Raw genomic sequence first — 23,444 nt, forward strand, 5'->3', positions numbered from 1 at the left:
GAGCCCACGTCGGGCTGGTACGCGGCTGCATGGGCGGGCCAGTCGGACCAGACGAGCCTTCCTAGCTCGCTTCAAATAACGCCATGGCTTCGACATGTGCCGTTTGAGGAAACATATCGAGAATCCCGGCACGTTTTAACCGGTAGCCCTGCTTGATCAATTCAACCGTATCGCGCGCCAGCGTTGCCGGGTTGCACGACACATACACCAACCGTTTGGCGCCCAGGGACGCCAACTTGCGCACGACCTCGAAAGCACCGTCACGCGGTGGGTCCAAGAGTACCGCACAAAAGCCTTCGCCGGCCCATTCGGCATCCGTCAAAGGCTGGGATAAATCGGCCTGAAAAAACTTCGCATTATGAAGATTGTTGCTAGCTGCGTTTTCCGCTGCCCGCTCGACCATCGCCTGCACACCTTCGACCGCCACCACTTCGCGAACAGCTTTGGCCAGCGGCAACGCGAAGTTACCCAACCCACAGAATAGATCGAGAACGCGCTCCTCGGCTTTCGGTTTCAGCCAGTCCAGCGCCTGGGCAACCATTGCTTCGTTGACACCAGCGTTGACCTGAATGAAATCTCCCGGCCGATACGCCAGGTTCAAATCCCACTGTTCAAGACGATAGCCCAACGACTGATCGGCTTCGACCGGTTGCGGCTCGCCGTCGCCATGCAGCCACAACTGGGCTTCATGGAATGCGCAGAAATCCTTGAGGATCGTCATGTCGGCGTCGGACAACGGTGCCACGTGCCGCAGCAAAACGGCGAGCGATGAACCGCTGAACAATTCCACATGCCCCAACGCCTGAGGTTTGCTCAAGCGCCGGAGCATTTCCGGCAGGCGGGTCATGATCGGTTGCAAGGGCTGTACCAGCACCGGGCATTCGTTGATGGCCACGATGTCCTGACTGCCCGCCGCGCGAAAACCGACGTCGAGTTTTTTCGCTTTCATGTCCCAGCGCACCGCTATCCGGGCGCGACGGCGGTAACCGAATTCCGGACCGCTCAACGGCGCTGCCCACTCTTCGGGTTCGACACCGGCGACGCGCGATAATTGCTCGGCGAGCATGCGCTGTTTCAGGGCGAGTTGTTCGTTGTGCGGCAGATGTTGCACGCTGCAGCCACCACAGCGACCGGCATGCGGGCACGGTGCCGGGCGGCGTAGTTCGCTGGCCTTGAACACCCGCTCGGTGCGCGCCTCGACCACTTTGCCGTGGGCTCCGAGCACGCGTGCCTCGATGTCTTCACCGGCCAGGGCGCCGATGACGAACCAGGTGCGGCCTTCGAAAAACGCGATACCGCGACCGTCATTGGCCAGGCGCTCGATGGTCAGGCGCTGCTTTTTGCCGGTCGGGACTTGCGGGGCCTTGCTGCCACCCGTGGGCTGGAAGCGCAGGCCTCTCTCTTGCTTGGCCATCAGTTGGGCGCGTCGAAAATGCCGGTCGACAAGTAACGGTCGCCACGGTCGCAGATGATCGCGACGATCACCGCGTTTTCAACTTCTTGGGACAGACGCAGCATCGCTGCCACTGCACCGCCCGAGGACACACCACAGAAAATGCCTTCTTCGCGGGCCAGACGACGGGTCACGTCCTCGGCTTCGCTTTGGGCCATATCGACGATCCGGTCCACGCGATCGGCCTGATAAATCTTCGGCAGGTATTCTTGCGGCCAGCGACGGATGCCCGGAATCGCCGAGCCTTCCATCGGTTGCAGACCGATGATCTGCACGTTCTCGTTCTGCTCTTTCAAGTAGCGCGAGACGCCCATGATGGTTCCGGTGGTGCCCATGGAACTGACAAAATGGGTGATGGTGCCTTCGGTCTGACGCCAGATTTCCGGGCCGGTGGTGGTGTAGTGCGCCTCCGGGTTGTCACCGTTGGCGAACTGGTCCAGCACCTTGCCACGGCCTTCGGCTTCCATTCGCTGGGCGAGGTCGCGGGCGCCCTCCATGCCCTCTTCCTGGGTAACCAGAATCAGCTCGGCGCCATAGGCCGTCATCGCGGCCTTGCGCTCGGCGCTGGAGTTGTCCGGCATGATCAGGATCATCTTGTAACCCTTGATCGCGGCGGCCATGGCCAACGCAATCCCGGTGTTACCCGAGGTCGCCTCGATCAGCGTATCGCCGACGTGGATCTGCCCGCGCAGTTCGGCGCGAGTGATCATCGACAGCGCCGGCCGGTCCTTGACCGAACCCGCCGGGTTATTCCCTTCGAGCTTGAGCAAAAGGGTATTGCTGGTGGCGCCAGGCAGGCGCTGCAAACGAACCAGCGGAGTGTTGCCGACGCAATCGGCGATAGTTGGGTACTGCAAGGTCATGGCGTATTCGCAATCCAGACTGCGGGGGCGCCTATCATACCGGCAAACCTTCGCAGGCCATATCACGCAAAGTGTGGTGCTTATGGCTTATGGGAATAAGCGGCTCATTCAGTAATCTCTCCTCTCAGCAAATCGGTTTCGACATTGCCGCCGAGCGGGTCTGGAAACTCGACCAGGTAGGCATCGCGGAATCTCTCAAACGCAGTTGAATGTGTGTCAGCACTGCTGACACTTTTACCGAGTGAGTAGCACGAGCCAATTGTCCCACCAGTGGTGCGACTTTCTCTTCGCCCCAGAGAAATCAGAGCGGCGGTGGCTATTAGGGCCCCTTCGCGGGCAAGCCCGCTCCTACATTTTAACTTTGTCGGTCACACATTCTGTGTTCGCAGCAGATCCACTGTGGGAGCGGGCTTGCCCGCGAAGGCGTCATCAGCCAACAAACGCATATTCAACCGCAACCCCTCTCCGGTGTTTTCAGCCCAAAGCCCCCCACCCTGGCGCTGCACTGCATTCCGGGCAATGCTCAACCCCAAGCCAAACCCACCATCCCCTGGCCGAGAACCGTCAAGGCGAATGAACGGACAAAAAATCCGCTCCAGATCCGCTTCAGCCACCCCGCCGCCCTGATCCTCCAACCATAGGTGCCAGAAGTCGCCATCGCGCCGTCCGCCGAGACTCACGACACCGCCGCTCGGCGAATGACGAATGGCATTGCGCAGGATATTTTCCAGGGCCTGGGCCAGGGTGTTGAGATTGCCGCGCACCCAACAGGACGCATCAACCCCGCATTGCAACTGCGTCGCCGGCCAGCCACTTTCATAGCAGGCGTTTTCCGTGAGCATTTCCCACAGTGCCTGGATCTGGATCGCCTCGTCGGGCAATGGCGCGCGCTCGGTGTCGAGCCAGGCCAGTTGCAACGTGTCCTCCACCAGTCGCTGCATGCCATCGACTTCTCGGCCGATGCGTTCGCGCAATTGCAGCAAATCCTGCTCGCTTTCGCTGGCCACCCGCAGTCGACTCAGTGGCGTGCGCAATTCGTGGGAAAGGTCGCGCAGCAATTGTTGTTGCAGGGCCACCGTGCTTTGCAGGCGTTCGGACATGTGATCGAAGGCTCGGCCCAGCTCACCCAATTCATCGGAACGGTTGGTGGTGCGGCTCGACAGGCGCACGCCCAATTGGTCGGCGCGCCAGGCATTGGCTTGTTCGCGCAGGTTATTGAGGGGCACAACCAACAACCGATACAGCCCGACGCACAGCAGCAACGTGAACATCCCGGGAATCACCCCGTTGGTGATCACGCGCCAGAACACCCGGTAGCGCCCGGGCATGAATCGCTGGGGCAGCTCGATCACCAGGCTGCCGGCGGACGCGTCGCTGGGAAACGGTATCCGCAGCCACGGCAAGCGTTTGCGGTGGATGGGCCAGTCCAGGCCGCGCAGAAAGGTCAGGTGCTCGATTTCCGGATCGGTCAGCGACTGGCTGCTCAGCGACTGTAAATCACCGCCAATGACACCCACCCAGCCCGCTTCACGCTGACGCATGCTTTGCAGCCAGGCATCGACACCCTCATGCTGTTGCTGCTGCCACGCCTGCTCGGCCTCGGCGGCATAGCGCGTCAGGGTGCTTCGGGCGTCATCCGACAGGAACTGGTTCCGTTCCTCCATGTAGCGCCCCCAGGACCAGCTCAGCCAGATCATCAGCAGACAGAACGCGACTAACAAACAGGCCAGCTTCCAGAACAGCGAATGCCGGCCCGGCAGATCAGACCACTTCATCGACAGCACTCAAGACGTAACCCTTGCCCCAGACCGTGCGCACTTCACGCTCGGTGTAACCGATGGCCTTGAGCTTGCGGCGGATCTGACTGATGTGCATGTCCAGGCTGCGGTCATGGGCGGCGTAACCCCGCTGCAACACATGCTGATAAAGGAAGGCCTTGCTCAGCACTTCATCGCCGTTGCGGTTCAGCGTTTCCAGGAGTCGATACTCGCTGCGGGTCAGGCCGGCAGCGTGCTCGGCATAAAAGACATCACCGCGTTCATCATCGAAACGCAGGCTGTCCGCCGACGGGGTGATCGTTGCCGGTGCAGGTGCGGGTCGGCGGTCAAGCGCCACGCGCCGCAGGATCGCTTCGATGCGCACCCCCAACTCAACCATGCTGAAGGGTTTGGGCAGGTAATCATCGGCGCCCAGTCGAAAACCACTGATGCGATCCGCCTCGGCACCGAGCGCCGACATCAGCACCACCGGGGTCGAATGGCTCTGGCGCAACTGGGTCAACACGCTCAAGCCGTCCAGGCCCGGCAACAGAATATCCATCAGCACCACATCGAACGCTTGCTCGCGAGCAATAGCCAGGCCTTCCTGACCGTTCTGGCACCAGGTCACCTGAAAGCCGCTACGGCCCAGATGCTCGTGTACATAAGCACCGAGCACGAGGTCGTCTTCGATGGAAAGGATGCGGGGATGGCCAACAGCGATGGGAGTCATGACTATCTGCAAATAATTCTCAGTTGGCGATTATTCAAGATTGCTTCGCCAGGGGCAACCCAAGGTTTGCCCACGATGCAAAAGCACTGGCCCGACCGACGAATGACGACATCAATTTTACGAAGATTGCCCGCCTGCAAATCGCTACACTGCGCAAGTGGTGCGTGCCGGATGTGCGTGCAGGTTATTCAATAGCTGGATGCAGGAGAGATGCGTGCTCAAGAAACTGGGGATTAAAGGCCGCGTGCTGTTGCTGACCCTGTTGCCGACCACCCTGATGGCGTTGGTGCTGGGCGGTTATTTCACCTGGATGCAGCAGTCCGACCTGCAAGCCCAACTCATGCAGCGTGGCGAGATGATCGCCGAACAACTGGCACCGCTGGTGGCCCCGGCCATGGGTCACAAGAACACCCAACTGCTGGAACGCATCGCCACCCAATACCTCGAAGAACCGGACGTGCGCGCAGTGACCTTCCTCGCGCCCGACCGTACCCTGCTGGCCCATGCCGGCCCGACCATGCTCAATCAGGCCCCGATCGGCAACAGCTCGCAAATGTTGCGCCGCAGCGGCAACGACGCCACGCGCTACCTGCTGCCGGTGTTCGGCAGGCACCGCAACCTGGCCGGCGACCTGATTCCCGATGAAGCCGACCGCCTGCTGGGCTGGGTCGAACTTGAACTGTCCCACAACGGCATGCTGCTGCGCGGTTACCGCAGCCTGTTCGCCAGCCTGTTGCTGATCGGCGCGGGCCTGGCCGGTGCGGCGCTGCTGGCGTTGCGCATGGGCCGGACCATCAATCGGCCGATCAGCCAGATCAAACTGGCGGTGGCGCAACTCAAGGACGGTCATCTGGAAACCCGCCTGCCGCCCCTCGGCAGCCAGGAGCTGGATGAACTGGCGTCCGGCATCAACCGTATGGCCAGCACGTTGCAGAATGCTCAGGAAGAACTGCAGCACAGCGTTGATCAGGCCACCGAAGATGTGCGCCAGAATCTGGAAACCATCGAAATCCAGAACATCGAACTGGACCTGGCCCGCAAGGAAGCCCTGGAGGCGAGCCGGATAAAGTCCGAGTTCCTGGCTAACATGAGCCATGAAATCCGCACCCCGCTCAACGGCATTCTCGGTTTTACCCATCTGCTGCAAAAAAGCGAACTGACCCCGCGCCAGCTCGATTATCTGGGCACCATCGAAAAATCCGCTGACAGCCTGTTGGGCATCATCAACGAGATTCTCGACTTCTCGAAAATCGAGGCCGGCAAACTGGTGCTCGACCATATTCCGTTCAACCTGCGCGACTTGCTTCAGGACACCCTGACCATCCTCGCCCCGGCCGCCCACGCCAAGCAGCTGGAGCTGGTGAGCCTGGTGTATCGCGACACGCCGCTGTCACTGGTGGGCGATCCGCTGCGGCTCAAACAGATCCTCACCAACCTGGTTAGCAACGCCATCAAGTTCACCCGCGAGGGCACCATCGTAGCCCGAGCCATGCTTGAAGAAGAGCATGAAGACAGCGTGCAACTGCGCATCAGCATTCAGGACACCGGCATCGGTCTGTCGAGCCAGGACGTGCGTGCGCTGTTCCAGGCCTTCAGCCAGGCCGACAACTCGCTGTCGCGTCAACCCGGCGGCACCGGCCTGGGGCTGGTGATTTCCAAGCGCTTGATCGAACAAATGGGTGGCGAGATCGGCGTCGACAGCACGCCGGGCGAAGGCTCGGAATTCTGGATCAGCCTGAGCCTGCCCAAGACCCGCGACGACGCCGAAGACCTGCCCGGGCCGCCGTTGCTCGGACGCCGGGTGGCGGTACTGGAAAATCATGAACTGGCGCGCCAGGCGTTGCAGCATCAACTGGAAGATTGTGGCCTCGACGTCACACCGTTCAATACCCTGGAAAGCCTGACCAATGGCGTGACCGGCGCCCATCAGACCGATCAGGCGATCGACCTCGCCGTGCTCGGCATCACCAGCAACGACATGCCGCCGGAGCGCCTCAACCAGCACATCTGGGACCTCGAACACCTGGGCTGCAAAGTGCTGGTGCTGTGCCCGACCACCGAACAGACGCTGTTCCACCTCTCGGTGCCCAACCCCCACAGCCAGCTCCAGGCCAAACCGGCGTGCACGCGCAAGCTGCGGCGGGCCCTGTCCGATCTGGTCAACCCGCGCCAGCAGCGCAGCGACCCCGGCGAACCGGTATCCAGCCGTGCGCCGAAGGTCCTTTGTGTCGACGACAACCCGGCCAACCTGCTACTGGTGCAAACCCTGCTCGAAGACATGGGCGCCAAGGTGCTGGCGGTAGAAAGCGGTTACGCCGCAGTGAAAGCGGTGCAGAACGAGACGTTCGATCTGGTGTTGATGGACGTGCAGATGCCCGGCATGGACGGGCGCCAGAGCACCGAAACGATCCGTCAGTGGGAAAGCGAGCGGCATTGCACACCATTGCCGATCGTCGCCCTCACCGCCCACGCCATGGCCAACGAAAAACGCGCCTTGCTGCAAAGCGGCATGGACGACTACCTGACCAAACCGATCAGCGAACGGCAACTGGCGCAGGGGGTGTTGAAGTGGACCGGCCTGGCGCTGCGCAATCATGGGCCGGAGCGTTCCAGTGACAGCCACGGCGGTGGCCATGAGTTGCAGGTGCTCGATCACGAAGAAGGCTTACGCCTGGCCGCCGGCAAGGCCGATCTGGCGGCGGACATGCTCGCGATGTTGCTGGCCTCGCTTGAAGCCGACCGCGAGGCCATTCGCGCAGCCCGCGAAAGCAACGACCAGAATGCCCTGATCGAACGCGTCCATCGCCTGCACGGTGCAACCCGTTATTGCGGCGTACCGCAACTGCGCGCCGCCTGCCAACGCAGTGAAACCCTGCTCAAGCAGCAGGACGCCAAAGCCTACGGTGCACTCGACGAACTCGATCGAGCGATCAATCGCCTGGCCGCCCAGGCGCGTATTAACGCTTGATGCCGCGCAATGGCGTTGATCAATATCGACGCTAAGCTCACCGCCCCCCCGTAGGAGCTGGCTTGCCAGCGAAGGCGGCCTCAAGAGCAACGTAGAATTTGAGGGCCCCTTCGCTGGCAAGCCAGCTCCTACAAGATCGGGTTCAATTCAGCGTGAATTTTCCAGGAGGATGCCATGCGCACGATTCTTTTCAGCAGTCAGACCTACGATCGCGACAGTTTCCTGGGTGCCGGGTTGCCGTCCGGCATCGAGCTGCAGTTTCAATCGGCGCGACTGAGCCTCGACACGGTCGCGCTGGCGGAGCATCACGAGGTGGTTTGCGCCTTCATCAATGACGACCTCAGCGCCCCGGTGCTCGAACAATTGGCGGCGGGCGGCACACGCCTGATCGCCTTGCGCTCGGCCGGTTACAACCATGTCGACCTGGCGGTCGCGAAACGGTTGGGGCTGGCGGTTGTGCGGGTCCCGGCCTACTCGCCGCACGCGGTGGCCGAACACGCAGTGGCGCTGATCCTGGCGCTCAACCGGCGCTTGCACCGTGCCTACAACCGCACCCGCGAAGGGGATTTCAGTCTGCACGGGCTGACCGGCTTCGACCTGGTCGGCAAGACGGTCGGCGTGGTCGGCACCGGGCAGATTGGCGCGACGTTCGCGAAAATCATGAACGGGTTTGGCTGCCAGTTGCTGGCCTACGACCCCTACCCCAACCCACAGGTCGAAGCCCTCGGCGCGCGTTACCTGAGTTTGCCCGAACTGTTGGCCGAGTCGCAGATCATCAGCCTGCACTGCCCGCTCAACGAGCAGAGCAAACACTTGATCAACCGCGAGTCACTGGCGCACCTGCAACCCGGCGCGATGTTGATCAACACCGGGCGTGGCGGTTTGGTGGACACACCGGCGCTGCTCGACGCATTGAAGGACGGCCAATTGGGGTATCTGGGACTGGATGTGTATGAAGAAGAGGCGCAGCTGTTTTTCGAGGACCGTTCCGACCTGCCGCTGCAGGACGATGTGCTGGCGCGATTGCTGACCTTCCCCAACGTGATCGTCACGGCGCACCAGGCCTTCCTGACTCGCGAGGCGCTGGGCGCAATCGCCGAGACCACCCTGCAAAACATCGCCGCCTGGACGGCCGGCAAACCGCAGAACCTTGTGGATGCCGGTGGAACCTGATCGAAGGTCACATGCCCGCGCCATACTGCGCCGATGTCCGTGCTAGCATGCCGCGCATATTTGGAGGACCCATGGTCGAACACGATTTCCGCTATAGCCTGATGAACCCGCAACACACCCTCACCGAATGCCGCGCCCTTGTGCCGGGGCGTTATCAAGTCACCGGCAACGGCGGCTCGATTCGTAACAACGACGTGCTGATCGTGACCCTTAAAGGCAGCAAGGACTTGTCCATGCGCCTGACCGTCGAAACCGTTCGCCACCTGATCAACCCGCCCGGCCAATGGGTCGCAGTGGCCAGTGGTCCGGTATTCGGCGAATTGGCGATCCACACCTGGAAAGTCAACTGCGACAGCTGTGCCAAAGAGCTGAGTTTCGAATTCGCGGTCGACGCCAAGCTGGGCAACAAGGCTGAGAAGCCTGCGGCCACGGCACGGATCAGCGAGTTGGGCTGGACCACCGTTGGCGAGAAACACCTGTGCCCGAAATGCCAGGAGCCTGCGTGATGAAACACCTCGCTTTGGCCGCGATGGCTGGCGCCAGCCTGTTGGGCTGCGCCGCCGACCCGGTGCAATTGCAACAAAACCGCAGCTACATTCTGGAGTGGATCGGCGAACGTCCATTGATGGATTACAGCCACCTGACCGTCACCCTTGGTGAAGACGGTCGGGCCTACGGCAACGGCGGCTGCAACCACTGGTTCGCACCGTATACCCTGGAAGGCGACAAGCTGAGTTTCGGCAAGGTCGGCAGCACCCGCAAACTCTGCGCGCCGGCGCTGATGGAACAGGAAAAGCGCTTCCTGCAGGCTCTGGAAAACGTGCAGCGCTGGGACGTTTCGCCAATCGACCAGATGCGCTTCTGGCCGGCCGAAGGCAAGCCACTGCGTTGGTGGCTTGAAGAGGGTTGATGATCGCACCGCACTTTTGTAGCAGCTGGCGCAGCCTGCGTTCGGCTGCGAAGCAGTCGTGAAATCAGGCGATGCGGTGCTTCAGGTAGTCCGCGTGCACAGGTTTTACGACTGCTGCGCAGCCGAACGCAGGCTGCGCCAGCTGCTACATGGATCGCGTTACGGTTTGACTGCTCAGTTTTTAGCCTGCAACGCCTCAAGCTTGGCCATCACCCCCGCCGCCGTCTGCTCGCCCATCAGCTGTTCACGCACTTTGCCCTTGTTGTCGATGATGTAGGTCACCGGCAATGCCTCACTGCGTGGCAATTCGAACAGTTCCGCCGGATCCTGCGCCAGCACGGTGAACTTGATGCCCAGTTTCTCGCTGGCGCTTTTCAGCTCTTCACCCTGCACATTGTCGAAGTTGACCCCGAACACCCCGATCTTCTTGTCCTTGAGTTGCTCGGCCAGGGTGTTCAATTCGGGGATTTCGGTTCGGCACGGGCCGCACCATTCGGCCCAGTAATTGAGCACCAACCATTGTTTGTCCAGACGCTCGGCGGCGACTTTGTGGCCGTTCTGGTCGATGCCATAGTCGTTACCGCAGCCCCCCAGCATCAACGCGCCCATGATCGCCAATGCCGCTGCCAGTCGTCTTGTCATGTCGTGATCCTTGTCAAAAATAGAATACTGCCGCGACCCATTGCCTCCCAAGGTTCTGGAATACGCGCCGCACGGTTAGAATAGCCGCCACCTTACGCAAGATGCGACCCGCACATGACCGATCTGACGCTTTATCACAACCCGCGCTGCTCGAAATCCCGCGGTGCGCTCGAACTGCTTGAAGCCCGTGGCCTGGCCCCGACCGTGGTCCGCTACCTGGAAACCCCACTGGATGCCGCGCAAATCAAGAGCCTGCTGAGCAAACTCGGCCTCAGCGCCCGGCAACTGCTGCGCACCGGTGAAGATGAGTACAAGACCCTCAACCTGGCCGACAGCAGTCTGAGCGAGGCGCAATTGATCGCGGCCATCGCGGCGCATCCGAAACTCATGGAGCGACCGATTCTCGAAGTCGGCGACAAAGCCATCATCGGCCGCCCACCGGAGCAAATCCTGGAGCTGCTGCCGTGAGTGCGCCGTACATTCTGGTTCTGTATTACAGCCGCAGCGGCTCGACCAATGAAATGGCCCGGCAGATTGCCCGTGGTGTCGAGCAGTCGGGCATGGAAGCGCGGCTGCGCACCGTGCCGGCGATCTCTACCGAATGCGAAGCCGTGTCCCCGGACATTCCGGACGAAGGCGCGCTGTACGCCAGCCTCGACGACCTGAAGAACTGCGCAGGCCTGGCACTGGGCAGCCCGACCCGTTTCGGCAACATGGCGGCGCCGCTCAAATACTTTCTCGATGGCACCAGCAATCTGTGGCTGACCGGCGCCCTCGTCGGCAAACCTGCTGGCGTGTTCACCTCCACGGCCAGCCTGCACGGCGGTCAGGAAACCACGCTGCTGTCGATGATGCTGCCGTTGCTGCATCACGGCATGCTGATCACCGGCCTGCCGTACAGCGAGTCGGCGTTGCTGGAAACCCAGGGCGGCGGCACCCCGTACGGCGCCAGCCACCACGCGGGCGCCGATGGCAAAAGCGGTCTGGACTCGCATGAAGTGGCGCTGTGCCGCGCGCTGGGCCTGCGCCTGGCGAAAACTGCGCAGAAACTGGAGAGCTAACGTGGCCAAGAAGCCAAAAATCCTGCCCTCCATCGAATGGCTCGAACCTCGGGTCCGGGCGATGCGTGTCATCAGCCTGTTGTGCTTTTTCGCGCTGGTGGGACTGCTCTGCGCCTACTACCTGGTGGTCGCCGACCTGCATGGCGCGCGGCCGTGGGTGATTCTGCTGATCGAACTGGTGCCGCTGCTGTTGCTGGCGCCGGGGATGATCGTCGGCAGCGCACGCGGGCATTCGTGGATGTGTTTTGTGGTGAACCTGTATTTCATCAAGGGCGCATTGGCCGCGTATGACCCGAACCGGCAACTGTTCGGTTTGCTGGAGATGGCCGCGAGCCTGGCGGTGTTTTGTTCGGCGTTGTTGTATGTGCGGTGGCGGTTTCAGTTGAATCGCAAGTTGGCGGGTGAAGGCGAGACCTCCGTCGCCTGACCCGACGCCATCGCGGGCAAGCCCGCTCCCACAGGTTTGGTTTTGAACACAAGATTTGTGAACGACTCCGCTCACTGTGGGAGCGGGCTTGCCCGCGATGGGATCGACGCGGTCTTAATGGTTGACGGTGTAAGCCAGCATCATCGAAATCTGGCTCATCGGCCGCCCGCCACTCTGTTCATGCCACTGATTGAACACATCCTGTACCAACGCCAAATCCCTCTGGCTGGTCGGCACCTTGTCGACGATCTTCTGTGCATTCAACCCCGCAACCACGTCGTAGCTCGGCACAAACGTGTCCTTGCCGACCATGCGCAAGAAGCGCGGCGCCGACAATCCACCCAATTGATGACCGTGTTTCTTCAAATAGGTCCACAACCCGACGATGTCGGTCACCGGCCAGTCAGCGATCAACGCGCCGAAGCTGCCCTTTTCATGGGCGACGTCCAGCACGAACTGCGCATTGCGCGGCACGCTCTTGAGCTTGCCCAGGTGACGGATGATCCGCGCGTCCTGCATCAAGCGCTCAAGGTGTTCGGCGCTCATCAGCACGACTTTTTCCGGGTCGAACTTGAAAAAAACCTCTTCGAACGACGGCCATTTAGCGTCGACCAGGCTGTGTTTGAGCCCGGCACGAAACACTCGCAGCGCCATGGTCGAGAGGTAACGGTCATCGCTGATCTTGCGCAATTGCGCCGGGGTCTTGGGAACGGGCAGATGGGCTTCCAGTTCAGCCGCCGAACCGAAGCGGTTCAGACAGTATTCGTGCAGCCACTTGTAATCGCGCATGCCCTCTCCTAGGGATTGAAACAAAAAACCTGTGGGAGCGGGCTTGCTCGCGAAAGCGGTGTGTCATTCAACATTGATGTCGGCTGACACTACGCCTTCGCGAGCAAGCCCGCTCCCACAGTTTGTTCAGAGGTTGACGATATTGACGAAGCGCGACGCGGCGGTTTCATCGATACGCAGGTTGGTGAAGTCGAACAGGTTGCGGTCCGCCAATTGCGACGGGATTACATTCTGCAAGCTGCGGAAAATGCTCTCGGTGCGGCCCGGGGTCTTGCGCTCCCAGTCCTGCAGCATCTCCTTGACCACCTGGCGTTGCAGGTTTTCCTGCGAGCCACAGAGGTTGCACGGGATGATCGGGAATTGCTTGAAGTCCGAGTAGGCCTGGATGTCTTTTTCGTTGCAGTACGCCAGCGGGCGGATCACCACGTTGCGGCCGTCGTCGGCGCGCAGCTTCGGCGGCATGGCCTTGAGCGAACCGTTGAAGAACATGTTCAGGAAGAACGTTTCGACGATGTCGTCGCGGTGATGACCGAGGGCCATTTTGGTCGCGCCGATTTCGTCGGCAAAGGTGTAGAGCGTGCCGCGACGCAGGCGCGAGCACAGTGAACACGTGGTCTTGCCTTCAGGAATCAGCTCCTTGACCACCGAATAGGTGTCTTTCTCGACGATGTGGTACTCGATGCCCAACGTCTTGAGGTAGGCCGGCAGCACATCCTCAGGGAAACCCGGCTGCTTCTGGTCCATGTTCACGGCCACGATCTCGAACCGGATCGGGGCAACCTTCTGCAAGTGCATCAGCACATCGAGCATGGTGTAGCTGTCCTTGCCACCGGACAGGCAGACCATGACCTTGTCGCCGTCTTCAATCATGTTGAAATCGGCAACAGCCTCCCCGGCCTGGCGGCGAAGGCGCTTTTGCAGTTTGTTCTGGTTGACCGTAAGAGTGCCCATGACGCGAAATCCGTGAGGTGTGACGAAAGGCCGGCATTTTACGCAAAAACGCTTCGTGGGCGAAGTCCTCCACACCGGATCATAGATGACAGACCCTGCGGCGATTAACAAAAGGGTTTACAGCGCGATTTGCTCTAACGCCCTGCAACCTGCGCCGTTAAGTCCTTTCTATACTGCGACATAAGGTCGCACACATAGATCCAGACCTTTCCCTTACTCGGCCACTTTGGCCTGTAGGCGCTCCACTGGGGGGCGACGGTAAAAACAAGAGGAGTGACTGGCATGATCCATCACGTAGTGGGGCTCTTCACCCACCCTGACCAAGAATGGAAAGAGATTCGTGGCGATCAGGAGGAAAGTATCAGCCACATGTACCTCACACACACGCTGATTCTGGCAGCGATCCCGGCGGTGTCGGCGTTTATCGGCACCACGCAGGTCGGCTGGGTCATCGGCAATCGAGCGCCGGTGATGCTGACCCAGGAAAGTGCGCTATGGATGACGATCATGTCGTACCTGGCGATGCTTGGCGGTGTTGCGGTCATGGGCGCGTTCATCCACTGGATGGCCCGCACCTATGACGCCAACCCGAGTCTGGCACGCTGCGTTGCATTTGCGACCTATACCGCGACCCCGCTGTTCATTGGCGGTCTGGCGGCGCTGTACCCCCACATGTGGCTCGGGATGATCGTCGGCACCGCAGCCATTTGCTACACGGTCTACCTGTTGTACGTGGGGCTACCGACGTTCATGAACATTCCATCAGACGAGGGGTTCCTGTTTTCAAGTTCGGTACTGGCCGTAGGTTTGGTGGTGCTGGTAGCCATCATGGCGTTCACGGTCATTGTCTGGGGACTCGGCGTGGGGCCGGTCTATACCAATTAGCAACACACCACCCAAAAACAAGATCTGCCAATACAGGCCGCCGCAAGGCGGCCTTCTAATGCAGGGGCGACGACCATTCGGCGCCCGGGCGATTCGCAAGTCCCGAGGGTTGCGGCATACTCGACGTCTCTGGAGATCCATCAAGCATGCCCGAGCAACTCAATACCCGCGTCGAAGACTGTTTCCAACAAGCTGAATCCTTTTTCAAACGACCTTTCAAACGCCCCGTGGTGAGCCTCAAGCTGCGCGGCCAAAAAGCCGGTGTCGCGCATTTGCACGAGAACCTGCTGCGCTTCAACCCGCAGCTGTACCGGGAAAACACCGAAGACTTCCTCAAGCAAACCGTCGCCCACGAAGTCGCGCACCTGATCGCTCATCAACTGTTCGGCGACCGCATCCAGCCCCACGGTGAAGAGTGGCAACTGATCATGCGCGGTGTGTACGAACTGCCGCCCAATCGATGCCACACCTACGACGTCAAGCGTCGCAGCGTGACCCGCTACATCTACAAATGCCCGTGTGCCGACAGCGATTTTCCGTTTTCAGCCCAGCGCCATGGTTTGGTAAGGCAGGGACGGCGGTATTTGTGCCGGCGGTGTCGCAGCACATTGGTGTTTAGTGGGGAAATGCGGGTCGAATAGGCGGATTTGTGTTGATTCGACTGGCCTCATCGCGGGCAAGCCCGCTCCCACAGGTATCTGCTTTGAATGCAAAATTTGCAAACGACTCCAACCACTGTGGGAGCGGGCTTGCCCGCGATGACGGCCTGACAGGCGCTACACAACCACCTTGGCACGCCGCAATGCCTCGATCCGCTGCGCGCTAAACCCCAACTCCCCCAACACCTGATCCGTGTGCTGTCCCAGCGCCGCACCGACAAACCGAGGCTCAGGCAACCCGTCTGAAAACTTCAACGGACACGCCATCTGCGCCTGACTCGTCCCATCCCCCCGCGGCACTTCAGTCACCAGTTCCCGCGCCTGCAACTGCGGATGCTGCAGCGCTTCGCCTAGGCTCAACACCGGTTCCACACACGCATCAACCCCGGCAAACAGCTCGCACAGTTGCGCAAAGTCATGCTTTTCGAATTCAGCCTTCAATTCATTCTTCAGCGCCTGCTGCTCGGCGGGTTTGGGTGACAGGCCCTTGGCCGCCAGTTCCGGCCGTCCCAGCGCCATACACAGTTGCTGCATGAACGCCGGTTCCAGGCTGCCGACCGACAACCAACGCCCATCCCGCGAACGGTAGTAGTCGTAGAAACTGCCGCCATTAAGCATCTGCTGCTCCCGGCCCGGTTCCTCGCCACAGGCCAGATACCCGGCACCGGCCATTGCATTCAGGCTGAACGCGCAATCGGTCATGCTCACGTCCAGATGTTGCCCCTGCCCGCTCTGCTGCCGAGCGATGACCGCCGCCAGCAGGCCGATCACCCCGTGCAATGAACCACCGGCGATATCCGCCACCTGCATCCCCAACGGCAACGGCCCGCTGTCGGCGCGGCCGGTGTAACTCGCCAGCCCCGCCAGCGCCAGGTAATTGATGTCGTGACCGGCGCGGTCCTTGTAGGGGCCGGTCTGGCCGTAACCGGTGATCGAGACATAGATCAGCTTCGGATTGATCGCCTTCAACGCCTCATAACCCAGGCCCAGTCGCTCCATCACGCCGGGGCGAAACTGCTCCAGCACGATGTCGTAGTCCTTGAGCAACTGCTTGACCACGTCCAGCGCCGCCGCTTGCTTGAGGTCCAGGGCCAGGCTGCGCTTGTTGCGATTGAGGTAGGCATGGCTGGCGGAAACGCCCCGGTCGTGAGGCGGCAGTACCCGCAGCAGGTCCATGCGGCTCGGCGATTCGATACGCAGCACCTCGGCCCCCATGTCTGCCAGCAACAACGAGGCAAACGGCCCCGGAAGCAGTGTCGAGAAATCCAGAATCTTGAGTGATGCCAGTGGACCGAGCATGGGTGATCTCCGTAAACGATGCACTCAGCCTAGGCAGCCAATGGCATTGCAGCAATCACCTGATGCGTCAGATGCGCTGACCGTTGCGCTCAAATCGCAGGCATTAAAAAACCCGCCGAAGCGGGTTTTTCATGACAACGAAGCTTACTTGACGTTCTGCGGGGTTGGGCCTTCGGCCACACCCAGGTCGTCTTCTTCACGTTCGTCGGCGATACCACGGCCGCCCGAAGCCAGCTCGGCGTGCATCACGTCAGTGTCCAGTTCCTTGACCCACTTGGCCACCACCAGGGTCGCAACAGCGTTGCCGACCAGGTTGGTCAGGGCACGGGCTTCGGACATGAAGCGGTCGATACCGAGGATCAGCGCCAGACCGGCAACCGGCAAGTGGCCAACAGCCGACAGGGTCGCGGCCAGCACGATGAAGCCACTACCGGTCACGCCAGCAGCGCCTTTGGAGGACAGCAGCAACACCACCAGCAGGGTGATCTGGTGAGTGATGTCCATGTGGGTGTCGGTTGCCTGAGCAATGAACACGGCGGCCATGGTCAGGTAGATCGCCGTACCGTCGAGGTTGAACGAGTAACCGGTCGGGATCACCAGGCCTACCACGGATTTCTTCGCGCCCAGACGCTCCATTTTGATCAGCATGCGTGGCAGCACCGACTCCGAGGAGGAAGTACCCAGCACGATCAGCAGCTCTTCACGGATGTAGCGAATCACTTTCAGCACGCTGAAGCCGTGAGCGCGAGCGATGCCGCCCAGTACGACCAGTACGAACACCAGGCATGTGATGTAGAAGCACAACATCAACTGGCCCAGTTGCACCAGCGAACCGACGCCGTAGGCACCGATGGTGAAGGCCATGGCGCCCAGAGCACCGAGTGGCGCAAGCTTCATGATCATGTTGATGATGTTGAACATCACGTGGGCAAAGCGATCGATGAAGTCCAGGATCGGCTTGCCGTAGGCACCCAGGCGATGCAGGGCGAAACCGAAGATCACCGAGAACATCAGCACTTGCAGGATATCGCCGGTGGCGAACGCACCCACGATGGTCGACGGGATCACGTTCAGCAGGAAGCCAATTACGCTTTGATCCGCACCGGCCGCGACGTACTGAGCGACTTTGGAAGCATCCAGGGTGGTGACGTCGATGTGCATGCCGGCACCCGGCTGCACGATGTTGACCACTACCAGACCGACCAGCAAAGCGATGGTCGAAACGATTTCGAAATACAGCAGCGCGTAACCGCCGGTCTTGCCGACCGACTTCATGTTCTGCATGCCGGCGATACCGCTGACCACGGTGCAGAAAATGATAGGGGCAATGATCATTTTGATCAGTTTGATGAACCCGTCACCCAGCGGCTTGAGGGCCACACCGGTCTGCGGGTAGAAGTGACCGAGCAGGATGCCGATGGCGATAGCAACGATCACCTGAAAATACAGGGATTTGTACAGTGGCTGACGAGTCGTCATTGCAAAGTTCCTCAAGAGTGCCCGGTGACAACATCCATCTGTTGCCCAAGACACTTCAATTGCGAACCCTCCTGCACTGGAGGGATTTGTTTTGTCGAGCTGCGCAACGGCAGGCATCTGCTCGTTGTATCGCAAGGCCCGTGCCACCTTCGCCAAATTGCCTGCAAGCCTTTTGACATCAAGGGTTACAGGCTTTTTTTTGTCACCGAGCGGTTACAGCGCAGTGGCGGATTTCCGCCCATCGGCCAAATCGCGTCCTACAATTTGGCGGATATCCGCCTTGTTCATCGCCAGCCACCCCGGCTACCATCCGCCGTTCAATGGACGGACCTGCTTTTCATGAGAGAACGCACCATCGCCAGTCATTTCGCCCGTGCCGCCCTTGGTGGCGCGCGCCGGCTGGGTTACGACTATTCAAACCTGTTGCAGCAATTGGGGATCAGCCCCGAATTGCTCGACGAGCCACGTGCGCGAATCGCGCCTGAGCAGTTCACTCGGTTGATTCAGGGTTTGTGGTTGGCACTCGACGACGAATACCTTGGCTTCGGGCCTGCACCGAGCAAAACCGGCACCTTCGCCATGATGTGCCACGCGGTGATTCACTGCCGCACTCTGGAGAAAGCACTCCATCGCGGCTTATTGTTTTATAGCCTATTCCCCGAGGGTCCGCGCCTGACGCTGACCCACGAGGGCGAAATGATCCGCTTGAGCCTGGACGATTCGAAATTCCACGACCCGGACCATTTTCTCACCGAAAGCCAGTTGATGGTCTGGCATCGACTCGGCAGCTGGCTGATTGGCCAGCGCATTCGTCTGGAGCAAGTGACGTTCAGCTACCCGAGACCCGAACACGGTGCCGAATACGATTTGCTGTTCCCTTGCCCGATGGCGTTTTGTGAAACGGCGCAGAGCAGCCTGCTGTTTCACAGTCGCTACCTGAACATGCCGCTGTTGCAGGACGAACGGACGCTCAAGCATTTTCTCGAACACTCCCCCGCCGACCTGTTGTCGCGCCCGGACGATGGCGACAGTTTGAGCAGCCAGTTGCGGCGCTTGCTCAGCCGCGACAGTTCACGCTGGCCGGACCTGGAAGCGGTGGCCGCGCACCTGCACATCAGCCCGCAGACGCTGCGTCGGCATCTGCGTGAAGAGGGTTCGAGTTTTCAGGAATTGAAGGACCAGTTACGCCGCGACATCGCGATTTATCACCTGAGCCGCGCGGACTTGTCGTTGCAACAGATCGCCGAGCAGTTGGGGTTTTCCGAGCCTTCGGCGTTTCACCGGGCGTTCAAGAAGTGGACCGGGTTGACGCCTGGGGCTTATCGCGCGCAGGAGAATTGATTTTTAGGGTGTATCGACTGGCCTCATCGCGGGCAAGCCCGCTCCCACAGGGGCTATGTCGTTCACAAATGTAATGTTCGAACCGAAAACCTGTGGGAGCGGGCTTGCCCGCGATCAGGCCCGAAAAAGCACCCTCAAACTCCCGGTCAAACCGCAGGAAAATGAATCCGGAACGCCGCCCCGCCCATGGGCGAATCGCCCAGCGTCAGTTTGGCGCTGTAGCTCTCGATAATGTCCTTGACCACCGCCAACCCAATGCCCTGCCCCGGGTGCTGGCGGTCCAGCCGTTCCCCGCGCTGCAAAATCCGCGCACGCTGATCCGGTGGCACGCCAGGGCCATCGTCCTCGACGCACAATTCGATACCGCTCAAGCTCTCGCGCACGCTGATGCGTACTTCGCCGAGGCACAGGCGATAGGCGTTTTCCAGCAGGTTGCCCATCATCTCCAGCAACGCGCCCTGCTCGATCGGCACGTAACACTGCTCCGGCAGATCGAAGGCGACCCGCACACGCTTGTCGCGGTAGACCTTGTCCAGCGTGTCGCACAAGCTTTGCAGCACCGGGCGCAGACGCACCTGATGGCGGACCAGACCGCTTTTGCGCAGGCTGGCGCGTTGCAACTGATAGCTGATCTGCTGGCTCATGCGCTCGATCTGGGTTTGCAGCACCCAGGCCTGATCGCGATCCGCCGGGCGCTGGGCCAGGTCTTCGCTGACGCCTTGCAACACCGCCAGCGGGGTTTTCAGGCTGTGGGCCAGATCGTCGAGGGAATCACGGTAGCGGCTGCGCTGTTCGCGCTCGCTGTGCAGCAAGCGGTTGAGGGAGCCGGTCAGGCGCAGCAGCTCCCGTGGATGTTGTTCGCTGAGGCTTTCGCGGGTGCCGCTTTCGATCTCGTCCAGTTCCTGGCTCAGTCGGCGCAACGCCTGCAAGCCCCAGGTCAGGCCGATCCACAGCAACGCGAGCAGCACCAGCAAGGCTGCGCCGAAGCCCAGATAGAGATTTTCCCGCAGGCCTTCAAGGGTCAGTTCGTATTCACGCACCGGTTGCAGCGCGACGATGCTGAACGCTGCACTTTTGCCCCCCAACAGTTTGACCTCGACGTCATAGACGAAGAACTCCTGGCCGTTGGCTTCGCTGATCCGCGCGAACTCGTTGCCGCGTCCGTCGTAACGCGGCTTGTAGTTGATGTGCTCTTCCTGGGTGCCATTCGAACGCCAGACCAGATGGCCTTCACGGTCGTAGATGTAGCCGAGCAAACGGCCGTCGGTGAGGTTGAAGCGCTCATCGGGCAACTGCGCCGGCATCTGCAAGCGGTTGCCGTCCACCCGGGCGGCGGAGATCAGCGTGGTGACGTCCGACGCCAAACGCTGCTCGATGGAATCCTGCAACGCCAGGCTGAACGCACCCTGCATCGCCGGCAGCAAGGCCAGCATGAACAATACCGCCAGGATCGTGGCGGCGAGCATCAACCGGACACGAAGCGAGCGAATCAAGTGCAGCGCTCATTAAACAGGTAGCCGAGGCCACGCACGGTGTCGATCGGCTTGAAGCCGTTCGGGCCCTCAAGTTTGCGGCGCAGGCGGCCGACCAGCACTTCGATCACATTCGGATCGCGCTCGTCATCGTCCGGGTAGAGCTGTTCCATCAAGCGGTCCTTGGCCACCACTTGCTGGTGATGGCGCATCAGGTACTCGAGGATCCGGTACTCGTACGCGGTCAACGCCAGCGGTTGTTCATCAAGCGACGCCTGCTTACGATTGAGGTCCAGCAACAGCGGCCCGGCGACAATCGTCGACTGGGTAAAACCGCTGGAGCGGCGCAGCAAAGCGTTTAGCCGGGCGTCCAGCTCTTCGAACTGGAACGGTTTGACCACGTAGTCATCGGCGCCAGCGGCGAGGCCTTCGACCTTGTCCTGCCAGTTGCCGCGCGCGGTGAGGATCAGGATCGGAAACGTCTTGCCCCGCGAGCGTAGCTGACGGATCAGGTCGAGCCCGCCCATCCCCGGCAGGCCGAGGTCGATCACCGCCAGGTCATGGTTGAACTGCTCGGTCTGGTACAACGCCTCCTCGGCGTTGGCCACGGACTCGACCACGTGGCCGCTATCCGTCAGGCGGGTTTGCAGGTGATGGCGCAGCAGCGCTTCATCTTCGACGACCAGCAGTTTCATAACGCTCTCCAGGGCAAAATCATCATCTCCAAAGCCACAACGGCGCACCTTGATGGCGTGCCAGTCAGTTAAGCGCAAACCCTGTGGGAGCGGGCTTGCCCGCGATTGCGATCTGACTGGCACATCAACGGTGAATGTGCCCCCGTCATCGCGGGCAAGCCCGCTCCCACAGGGTTTGCGCTTAACTGACTGGCAGCGAAACGTTTATTTAAAAAGCGTAGTTGGCCGACAGGTACGTCTGGGCGCTGCTGGTCAGGTCCAGCGAGCCCTGTTTGCTGCCACCGCGCTCGCTCATCTCGGTGCTGGCGTTGCTGCGCAGGTAACGGTAACCCAGTTCAACCGAGGTGTTTTGCGAAACCTGTTGCAGGACACCCATCTGGCCGCCGATGGCGTAACCGATGTCGCTGTCGCGGCTGAAGCCTGGGGAGTCCTGGGTCAGTTTGGTCAAACCGGCCGTGGCGCCGCCAAACAGCTTGGTGCTGCCGCCCACCGGGTAGAACAGATCGTAGCTGCCCAGGAGGTTTTCCTGACGCAGTTTAATGCCATTGTGCGAGCCCGACACGTTGTCGTAAGTGGCGTAATAGCGGCCCTGGCTGTTTTGCTGGCCCAGACGCACACCCCAGGTGTTGTCCTTGCCGATCACGCCGTCGGCGTTCGGGTGGTTGAGGTTGTCGTTCAGGGCGTGGGACTTTTTGACCTTGTCGCTGGTCTGTCCAAAAGTAAGGCTGGCGAAATTGTCGTCGGAGGCGAACGCGGCGGTACTTGCGCCCAGGACGGTGAAAGCCAGAAGCAGATTTTTGAAACCAGTCATAGGGGAGTTTCCTTATGCGCTATTTGCTTTTTGGGTACGGGGCAAGGTTACGCACCCGGCCCTGAACTCCCCCTGAACGCACTCTGAACCTGAGCTGAATCAAATCGACTCGGCGGGTTTAATGACTTTGATCAGGAGATTCGACCATGCGCGTGTTTCTCGCTGTCCTGTTACTGGCCCTGAGCGGGCTGACCCAGGCCGCCATCAAGACTCAGGAAATTCCCTACCAAAGCGCCGATGGCACCCAGCTGATCGGCTATTACGCCTACGACGACGCCATCAAAGGCCAACGCCCCGGTGTCGTGGTGGTGCATGAATGGTGGGGGCTCAACGACTACACCAAGCGCCGCGCCCGTGACCTCGCTGGTCTGGGCTACAGCGCACTGGCCATCGACATGTATGGCGATGGCAAAAATACCGAGCACCCCAAGGACGCCATGGCGTTCATGCAAGCGGCATTGAAAGACAGCGCAGCCTCCAGTGCGCGGTTCAAGGCGGGGCTCGATCTGTTGAAGAAACAGGCGCAAACCGATCCGAATAAAATCGCGGCCATCGGTTACTGCTTTGGCGGCGGGGTGGTGCTGAATGCGGCGCGTCAGGGCGTGCCATTGGATGGCGTGGTGAGTTTTCACGGTGCGCTGGCCACCAACACGCCCGCGACGCCGGGCAGTGTGAAGGCAAAAATACTCGTCGAGCATGGTGCGCTGGACAGCATGGTGACGGCGGATAACGTGGCGGCGTTCAAGTCTGAAATGGACAAGGCTGGGGCCGACTACACATTCGTCAGTCTTGAGGGCGCCAAGCATGGCTTCAGTAATCCTGATGCAGATCGTCTGAGCCATGGCGATCACGCCGGGCCGGACATTGGTTACAACAAGGCGGCGGATGACAAGTCCTGGGCGGATATGCAGGCGTTTTTCAAGAAGATTTTTGGTTAGGCCGTTAGACCGAGGCGCGGCCTTCGCGGGCAAGCCTCGCTCCTACAAGAGCGAGGCTTGCCCGCGAAGAACGATAACTCGGTCCAACTGCCACTACCCTCACACGTGGCAACCCGGCAAAATGCCCACCATGAATCC

General features: G+C 60.6%; 23 protein-coding genes. 11 read left to right on the top strand and 12 right to left on the bottom strand.

The annotated features are described in order from the left end of the window. Positions 1-61 precede the first annotated feature (61 nt). The 4 genes from rlmD to AEQ67_RS27600 form a co-directional block, all read right to left on the bottom strand. On the bottom strand, positions 62-1,414 hold the full coding sequence (rlmD, locus tag AEQ67_RS27585) for a 23S rRNA (uracil(1939)-C(5))-methyltransferase RlmD (protein WP_059406922.1): 1,353 nt from the start codon (positions 1,412-1,414) through the stop codon (positions 62-64). After that, on the bottom strand, positions 1,414-2,316 hold the full coding sequence (gene cysM, locus AEQ67_RS27590; protein ID WP_059406923.1) for a cysteine synthase CysM: 903 nt from the start codon (positions 2,314-2,316) through the stop codon (positions 1,414-1,416). Before cysM ends, rlmD begins: the two co-directional genes overlap by 1 nt. 368 nt (positions 2,317-2,684) lie before the next feature. Beyond that, the gene (locus tag AEQ67_RS27595; RefSeq protein ID WP_059406924.1) at positions 2,685-4,091 is read right to left on the bottom strand and encodes a sensor histidine kinase; all 1,407 of its coding nucleotides are present in this window, start codon (positions 4,089-4,091) and stop codon (positions 2,685-2,687) included. Beyond that, a complete protein-coding gene (locus tag AEQ67_RS27600; protein ID WP_059406925.1) occupies positions 4,078-4,806 on the bottom strand; it encodes a response regulator transcription factor in 729 nt (242 codons plus the stop codon). Before AEQ67_RS27600 ends, AEQ67_RS27595 begins: the two co-directional genes overlap by 14 nt. Before the next feature lie 214 nt (positions 4,807-5,020). Here AEQ67_RS27600 and AEQ67_RS27605 point away from each other — a divergent pair, with 214 nt between their 5' ends. The 4 genes from AEQ67_RS27605 to AEQ67_RS27620 all read left to right on the top strand — a co-directional run bounded on the left by AEQ67_RS27605 (position 5,021) and on the right by AEQ67_RS27620 (position 9,857). Then, complete coding sequence (locus AEQ67_RS27605; RefSeq protein WP_059406926.1) at positions 5,021-7,774, top strand: response regulator; 2,754 nt, start codon at positions 5,021-5,023, stop codon at positions 7,772-7,774. A 174-nt stretch (positions 7,775-7,948) separates the two neighbouring features. After that, the gene (locus tag AEQ67_RS27610) at positions 7,949-8,947 is read left to right on the top strand and encodes a 2-hydroxyacid dehydrogenase (RefSeq protein ID WP_059406927.1); all 999 of its coding nucleotides are present in this window, start codon (positions 7,949-7,951) and stop codon (positions 8,945-8,947) included. A 71-nt stretch (positions 8,948-9,018) separates the two neighbouring features. Beyond that, a complete protein-coding gene (locus AEQ67_RS27615; RefSeq protein WP_059406928.1) occupies positions 9,019-9,453 on the top strand; it encodes a hypothetical protein in 435 nt (144 codons plus the stop codon). After that, the gene (locus AEQ67_RS27620; RefSeq protein ID WP_059406929.1) at positions 9,453-9,857 is read left to right on the top strand and encodes an META domain-containing protein; all 405 of its coding nucleotides are present in this window, start codon (positions 9,453-9,455) and stop codon (positions 9,855-9,857) included. Before AEQ67_RS27615 ends, AEQ67_RS27620 begins: the two co-directional genes overlap by 1 nt. 174 nt (positions 9,858-10,031) lie before the next feature. Here AEQ67_RS27620 and AEQ67_RS27625 read toward each other — a convergent pair whose 3' ends face one another. Then, positions 10,032-10,499, bottom strand: a complete 468-nt coding sequence (locus tag AEQ67_RS27625) for a TlpA disulfide reductase family protein (protein ID WP_059406930.1) — start codon at positions 10,497-10,499, stop codon at positions 10,032-10,034. Positions 10,500-10,613: 114 nt separating this feature from the next. Between AEQ67_RS27625 and arsC the strand changes: the two genes are divergently transcribed. From arsC to AEQ67_RS27640, 3 genes are read left to right on the top strand one after another with little or no spacing between them, the layout of a single operon-like run. Continuing rightward, a complete protein-coding gene (gene arsC / locus AEQ67_RS27630; protein ID WP_059406931.1) occupies positions 10,614-10,967 on the top strand; it encodes an arsenate reductase (glutaredoxin) in 354 nt (117 codons plus the stop codon). After that, positions 10,964-11,560 carry an NAD(P)H:quinone oxidoreductase gene (wrbA, locus tag AEQ67_RS27635; RefSeq protein ID WP_059406932.1) on the top strand — a complete coding sequence of 199 codons (597 nt, stop codon included), beginning with the start codon at positions 10,964-10,966 and terminating at the stop codon, positions 11,558-11,560. Before arsC ends, wrbA begins: the two co-directional genes overlap by 4 nt. A gap of 1 nt (position 11,561) precedes the next feature. Then, entirely contained in the window at positions 11,562-11,987 is a 426-nt protein-coding gene (locus tag AEQ67_RS27640; protein WP_059406933.1) for a DUF2069 domain-containing protein, read from the top strand. 114 nt (positions 11,988-12,101) lie between these two features. On the opposite strand, the gene AEQ67_RS27645 is transcribed toward AEQ67_RS27640, so the two are convergent. Both AEQ67_RS27645 and ttcA read right to left on the bottom strand, forming a co-directional pair. Beyond that, on the bottom strand, positions 12,102-12,776 hold the full coding sequence (locus AEQ67_RS27645; protein ID WP_059406934.1) for a DNA-3-methyladenine glycosylase I: 675 nt from the start codon (positions 12,774-12,776) through the stop codon (positions 12,102-12,104). A 126-nt stretch (positions 12,777-12,902) separates the two neighbouring features. Then, entirely contained in the window at positions 12,903-13,727 is an 825-nt protein-coding gene (ttcA, locus tag AEQ67_RS27650; protein WP_059406935.1) for a tRNA 2-thiocytidine(32) synthetase TtcA, read from the bottom strand. 282 nt (positions 13,728-14,009) lie between these two features. On the opposite strand from ttcA, the gene AEQ67_RS27655 reads away from it, so the two are divergent. Both AEQ67_RS27655 and AEQ67_RS27660 read left to right on the top strand, forming a co-directional pair. After that, positions 14,010-14,612 (top strand): Yip1 family protein, encoded by a 603-nt coding sequence (locus AEQ67_RS27655; RefSeq protein WP_010457124.1) that lies wholly within the window; start codon positions 14,010-14,012, stop codon positions 14,610-14,612. 146 nt (positions 14,613-14,758) lie between these two features. Next, entirely contained in the window at positions 14,759-15,253 is a 495-nt protein-coding gene (locus AEQ67_RS27660; protein ID WP_008011643.1) for a SprT family zinc-dependent metalloprotease, read from the top strand. Positions 15,254-15,388: 135 nt separating this feature from the next. Here the strand turns inward: AEQ67_RS27660 and AEQ67_RS27665 are convergent, their stop codons facing one another. Both AEQ67_RS27665 and AEQ67_RS27670 read right to left on the bottom strand, forming a co-directional pair. Next, positions 15,389-16,570: a CaiB/BaiF CoA transferase family protein gene (locus AEQ67_RS27665; protein WP_059406936.1), complete on the bottom strand. Its 1,182-nt coding sequence runs from the start codon at positions 16,568-16,570 to the stop codon at positions 15,389-15,391. Positions 16,571-16,714: 144 nt separating this feature from the next. Further along, on the bottom strand, positions 16,715-18,049 hold the full coding sequence (locus AEQ67_RS27670) for a dicarboxylate/amino acid:cation symporter (protein ID WP_059406937.1): 1,335 nt from the start codon (positions 18,047-18,049) through the stop codon (positions 16,715-16,717). Positions 18,050-18,388: 339 nt separating this feature from the next. Between AEQ67_RS27670 and AEQ67_RS27675 the strand changes: the two genes are divergently transcribed. Further along, positions 18,389-19,390, top strand: a complete 1,002-nt coding sequence (locus tag AEQ67_RS27675; RefSeq protein ID WP_059406938.1) for an AraC family transcriptional regulator — start codon at positions 18,389-18,391, stop codon at positions 19,388-19,390. A gap of 146 nt (positions 19,391-19,536) precedes the next feature. Here AEQ67_RS27675 and AEQ67_RS27680 read toward each other — a convergent pair whose 3' ends face one another. From AEQ67_RS27680 to AEQ67_RS27690, 3 genes are all read right to left on the bottom strand, one after another. Beyond that, positions 19,537-20,883, bottom strand: a complete 1,347-nt coding sequence (locus AEQ67_RS27680; RefSeq protein WP_059406939.1) for an ATP-binding protein — start codon at positions 20,881-20,883, stop codon at positions 19,537-19,539. Beyond that, complete coding sequence (locus tag AEQ67_RS27685; protein WP_059406940.1) at positions 20,880-21,557, bottom strand: response regulator; 678 nt, start codon at positions 21,555-21,557, stop codon at positions 20,880-20,882. Before AEQ67_RS27685 ends, AEQ67_RS27680 begins: the two co-directional genes overlap by 4 nt. A gap of 208 nt (positions 21,558-21,765) precedes the next feature. After that, the gene (locus AEQ67_RS27690) at positions 21,766-22,368 is read right to left on the bottom strand and encodes a hypothetical protein (RefSeq protein ID WP_059406941.1); all 603 of its coding nucleotides are present in this window, start codon (positions 22,366-22,368) and stop codon (positions 21,766-21,768) included. A gap of 146 nt (positions 22,369-22,514) precedes the next feature. On the opposite strand from AEQ67_RS27690, the gene AEQ67_RS27695 reads away from it, so the two are divergent. Continuing rightward, the gene (locus AEQ67_RS27695) at positions 22,515-23,306 is read left to right on the top strand and encodes a dienelactone hydrolase family protein (protein ID WP_059406942.1); all 792 of its coding nucleotides are present in this window, start codon (positions 22,515-22,517) and stop codon (positions 23,304-23,306) included. Positions 23,307-23,444: the final 138 nt, after the last annotated feature.

It is taken from the genome of Pseudomonas sp. RIT-PI-q, assembly GCF_001297125.1.
Lineage (GTDB): Bacteria > Pseudomonadota > Gammaproteobacteria > Pseudomonadales > Pseudomonadaceae > Aquipseudomonas.

Coding starts and splice junctions, on each gene's coding strand:
- AEQ67_RS27610 (WP_059406927.1), top strand. CDS start 7,949: ATGCGCACGATTCTTTTCAGCAGTCAGACCTACGATCGCGACAGTTTC.
- AEQ67_RS27660 (WP_008011643.1), top strand. CDS start 14,759: ATGCCCGAGCAACTCAATACCCGCGTCGAAGACTGTTTCCAACAAGCT.
- ttcA (WP_059406935.1), bottom strand. CDS start 13,727: ATGGGCACTCTTACGGTCAACCAGAACAAACTGCAAAAGCGCCTTCGC.
- AEQ67_RS27665 (WP_059406936.1), bottom strand. CDS start 16,570: ATGCTCGGTCCACTGGCATCACTCAAGATTCTGGATTTCTCGACACTG.
- AEQ67_RS27655 (WP_010457124.1), top strand. CDS start 14,010: ATGATCCATCACGTAGTGGGGCTCTTCACCCACCCTGACCAAGAATGG.
- AEQ67_RS27620 (WP_059406929.1), top strand. CDS start 9,453: ATGAAACACCTCGCTTTGGCCGCGATGGCTGGCGCCAGCCTGTTGGGC.
- AEQ67_RS27690 (WP_059406941.1), bottom strand. CDS start 22,368: ATGACTGGTTTCAAAAATCTGCTTCTGGCTTTCACCGTCCTGGGCGCA.
- AEQ67_RS27595 (WP_059406924.1), bottom strand. CDS start 4,091: ATGAAGTGGTCTGATCTGCCGGGCCGGCATTCGCTGTTCTGGAAGCTG.
- AEQ67_RS27625 (WP_059406930.1), bottom strand. CDS start 10,499: ATGACAAGACGACTGGCAGCGGCATTGGCGATCATGGGCGCGTTGATG.
- AEQ67_RS27685 (WP_059406940.1), bottom strand. CDS start 21,557: ATGAAACTGCTGGTCGTCGAAGATGAAGCGCTGCTGCGCCATCACCTG.
- AEQ67_RS27600 (WP_059406925.1), bottom strand. CDS start 4,806: ATGACTCCCATCGCTGTTGGCCATCCCCGCATCCTTTCCATCGAAGAC.
- AEQ67_RS27645 (WP_059406934.1), bottom strand. CDS start 12,776: ATGCGCGATTACAAGTGGCTGCACGAATACTGTCTGAACCGCTTCGGT.
- rlmD (WP_059406922.1), bottom strand. CDS start 1,414: ATGGCCAAGCAAGAGAGAGGCCTGCGCTTCCAGCCCACGGGTGGCAGC.
- AEQ67_RS27615 (WP_059406928.1), top strand. CDS start 9,019: ATGGTCGAACACGATTTCCGCTATAGCCTGATGAACCCGCAACACACC.
- AEQ67_RS27675 (WP_059406938.1), top strand. CDS start 18,389: ATGAGAGAACGCACCATCGCCAGTCATTTCGCCCGTGCCGCCCTTGGT.
- cysM (WP_059406923.1), bottom strand. CDS start 2,316: ATGACCTTGCAGTACCCAACTATCGCCGATTGCGTCGGCAACACTCCG.
- arsC (WP_059406931.1), top strand. CDS start 10,614: ATGACCGATCTGACGCTTTATCACAACCCGCGCTGCTCGAAATCCCGC.
- AEQ67_RS27695 (WP_059406942.1), top strand. CDS start 22,515: ATGCGCGTGTTTCTCGCTGTCCTGTTACTGGCCCTGAGCGGGCTGACC.
- AEQ67_RS27670 (WP_059406937.1), bottom strand. CDS start 18,049: ATGACGACTCGTCAGCCACTGTACAAATCCCTGTATTTTCAGGTGATC.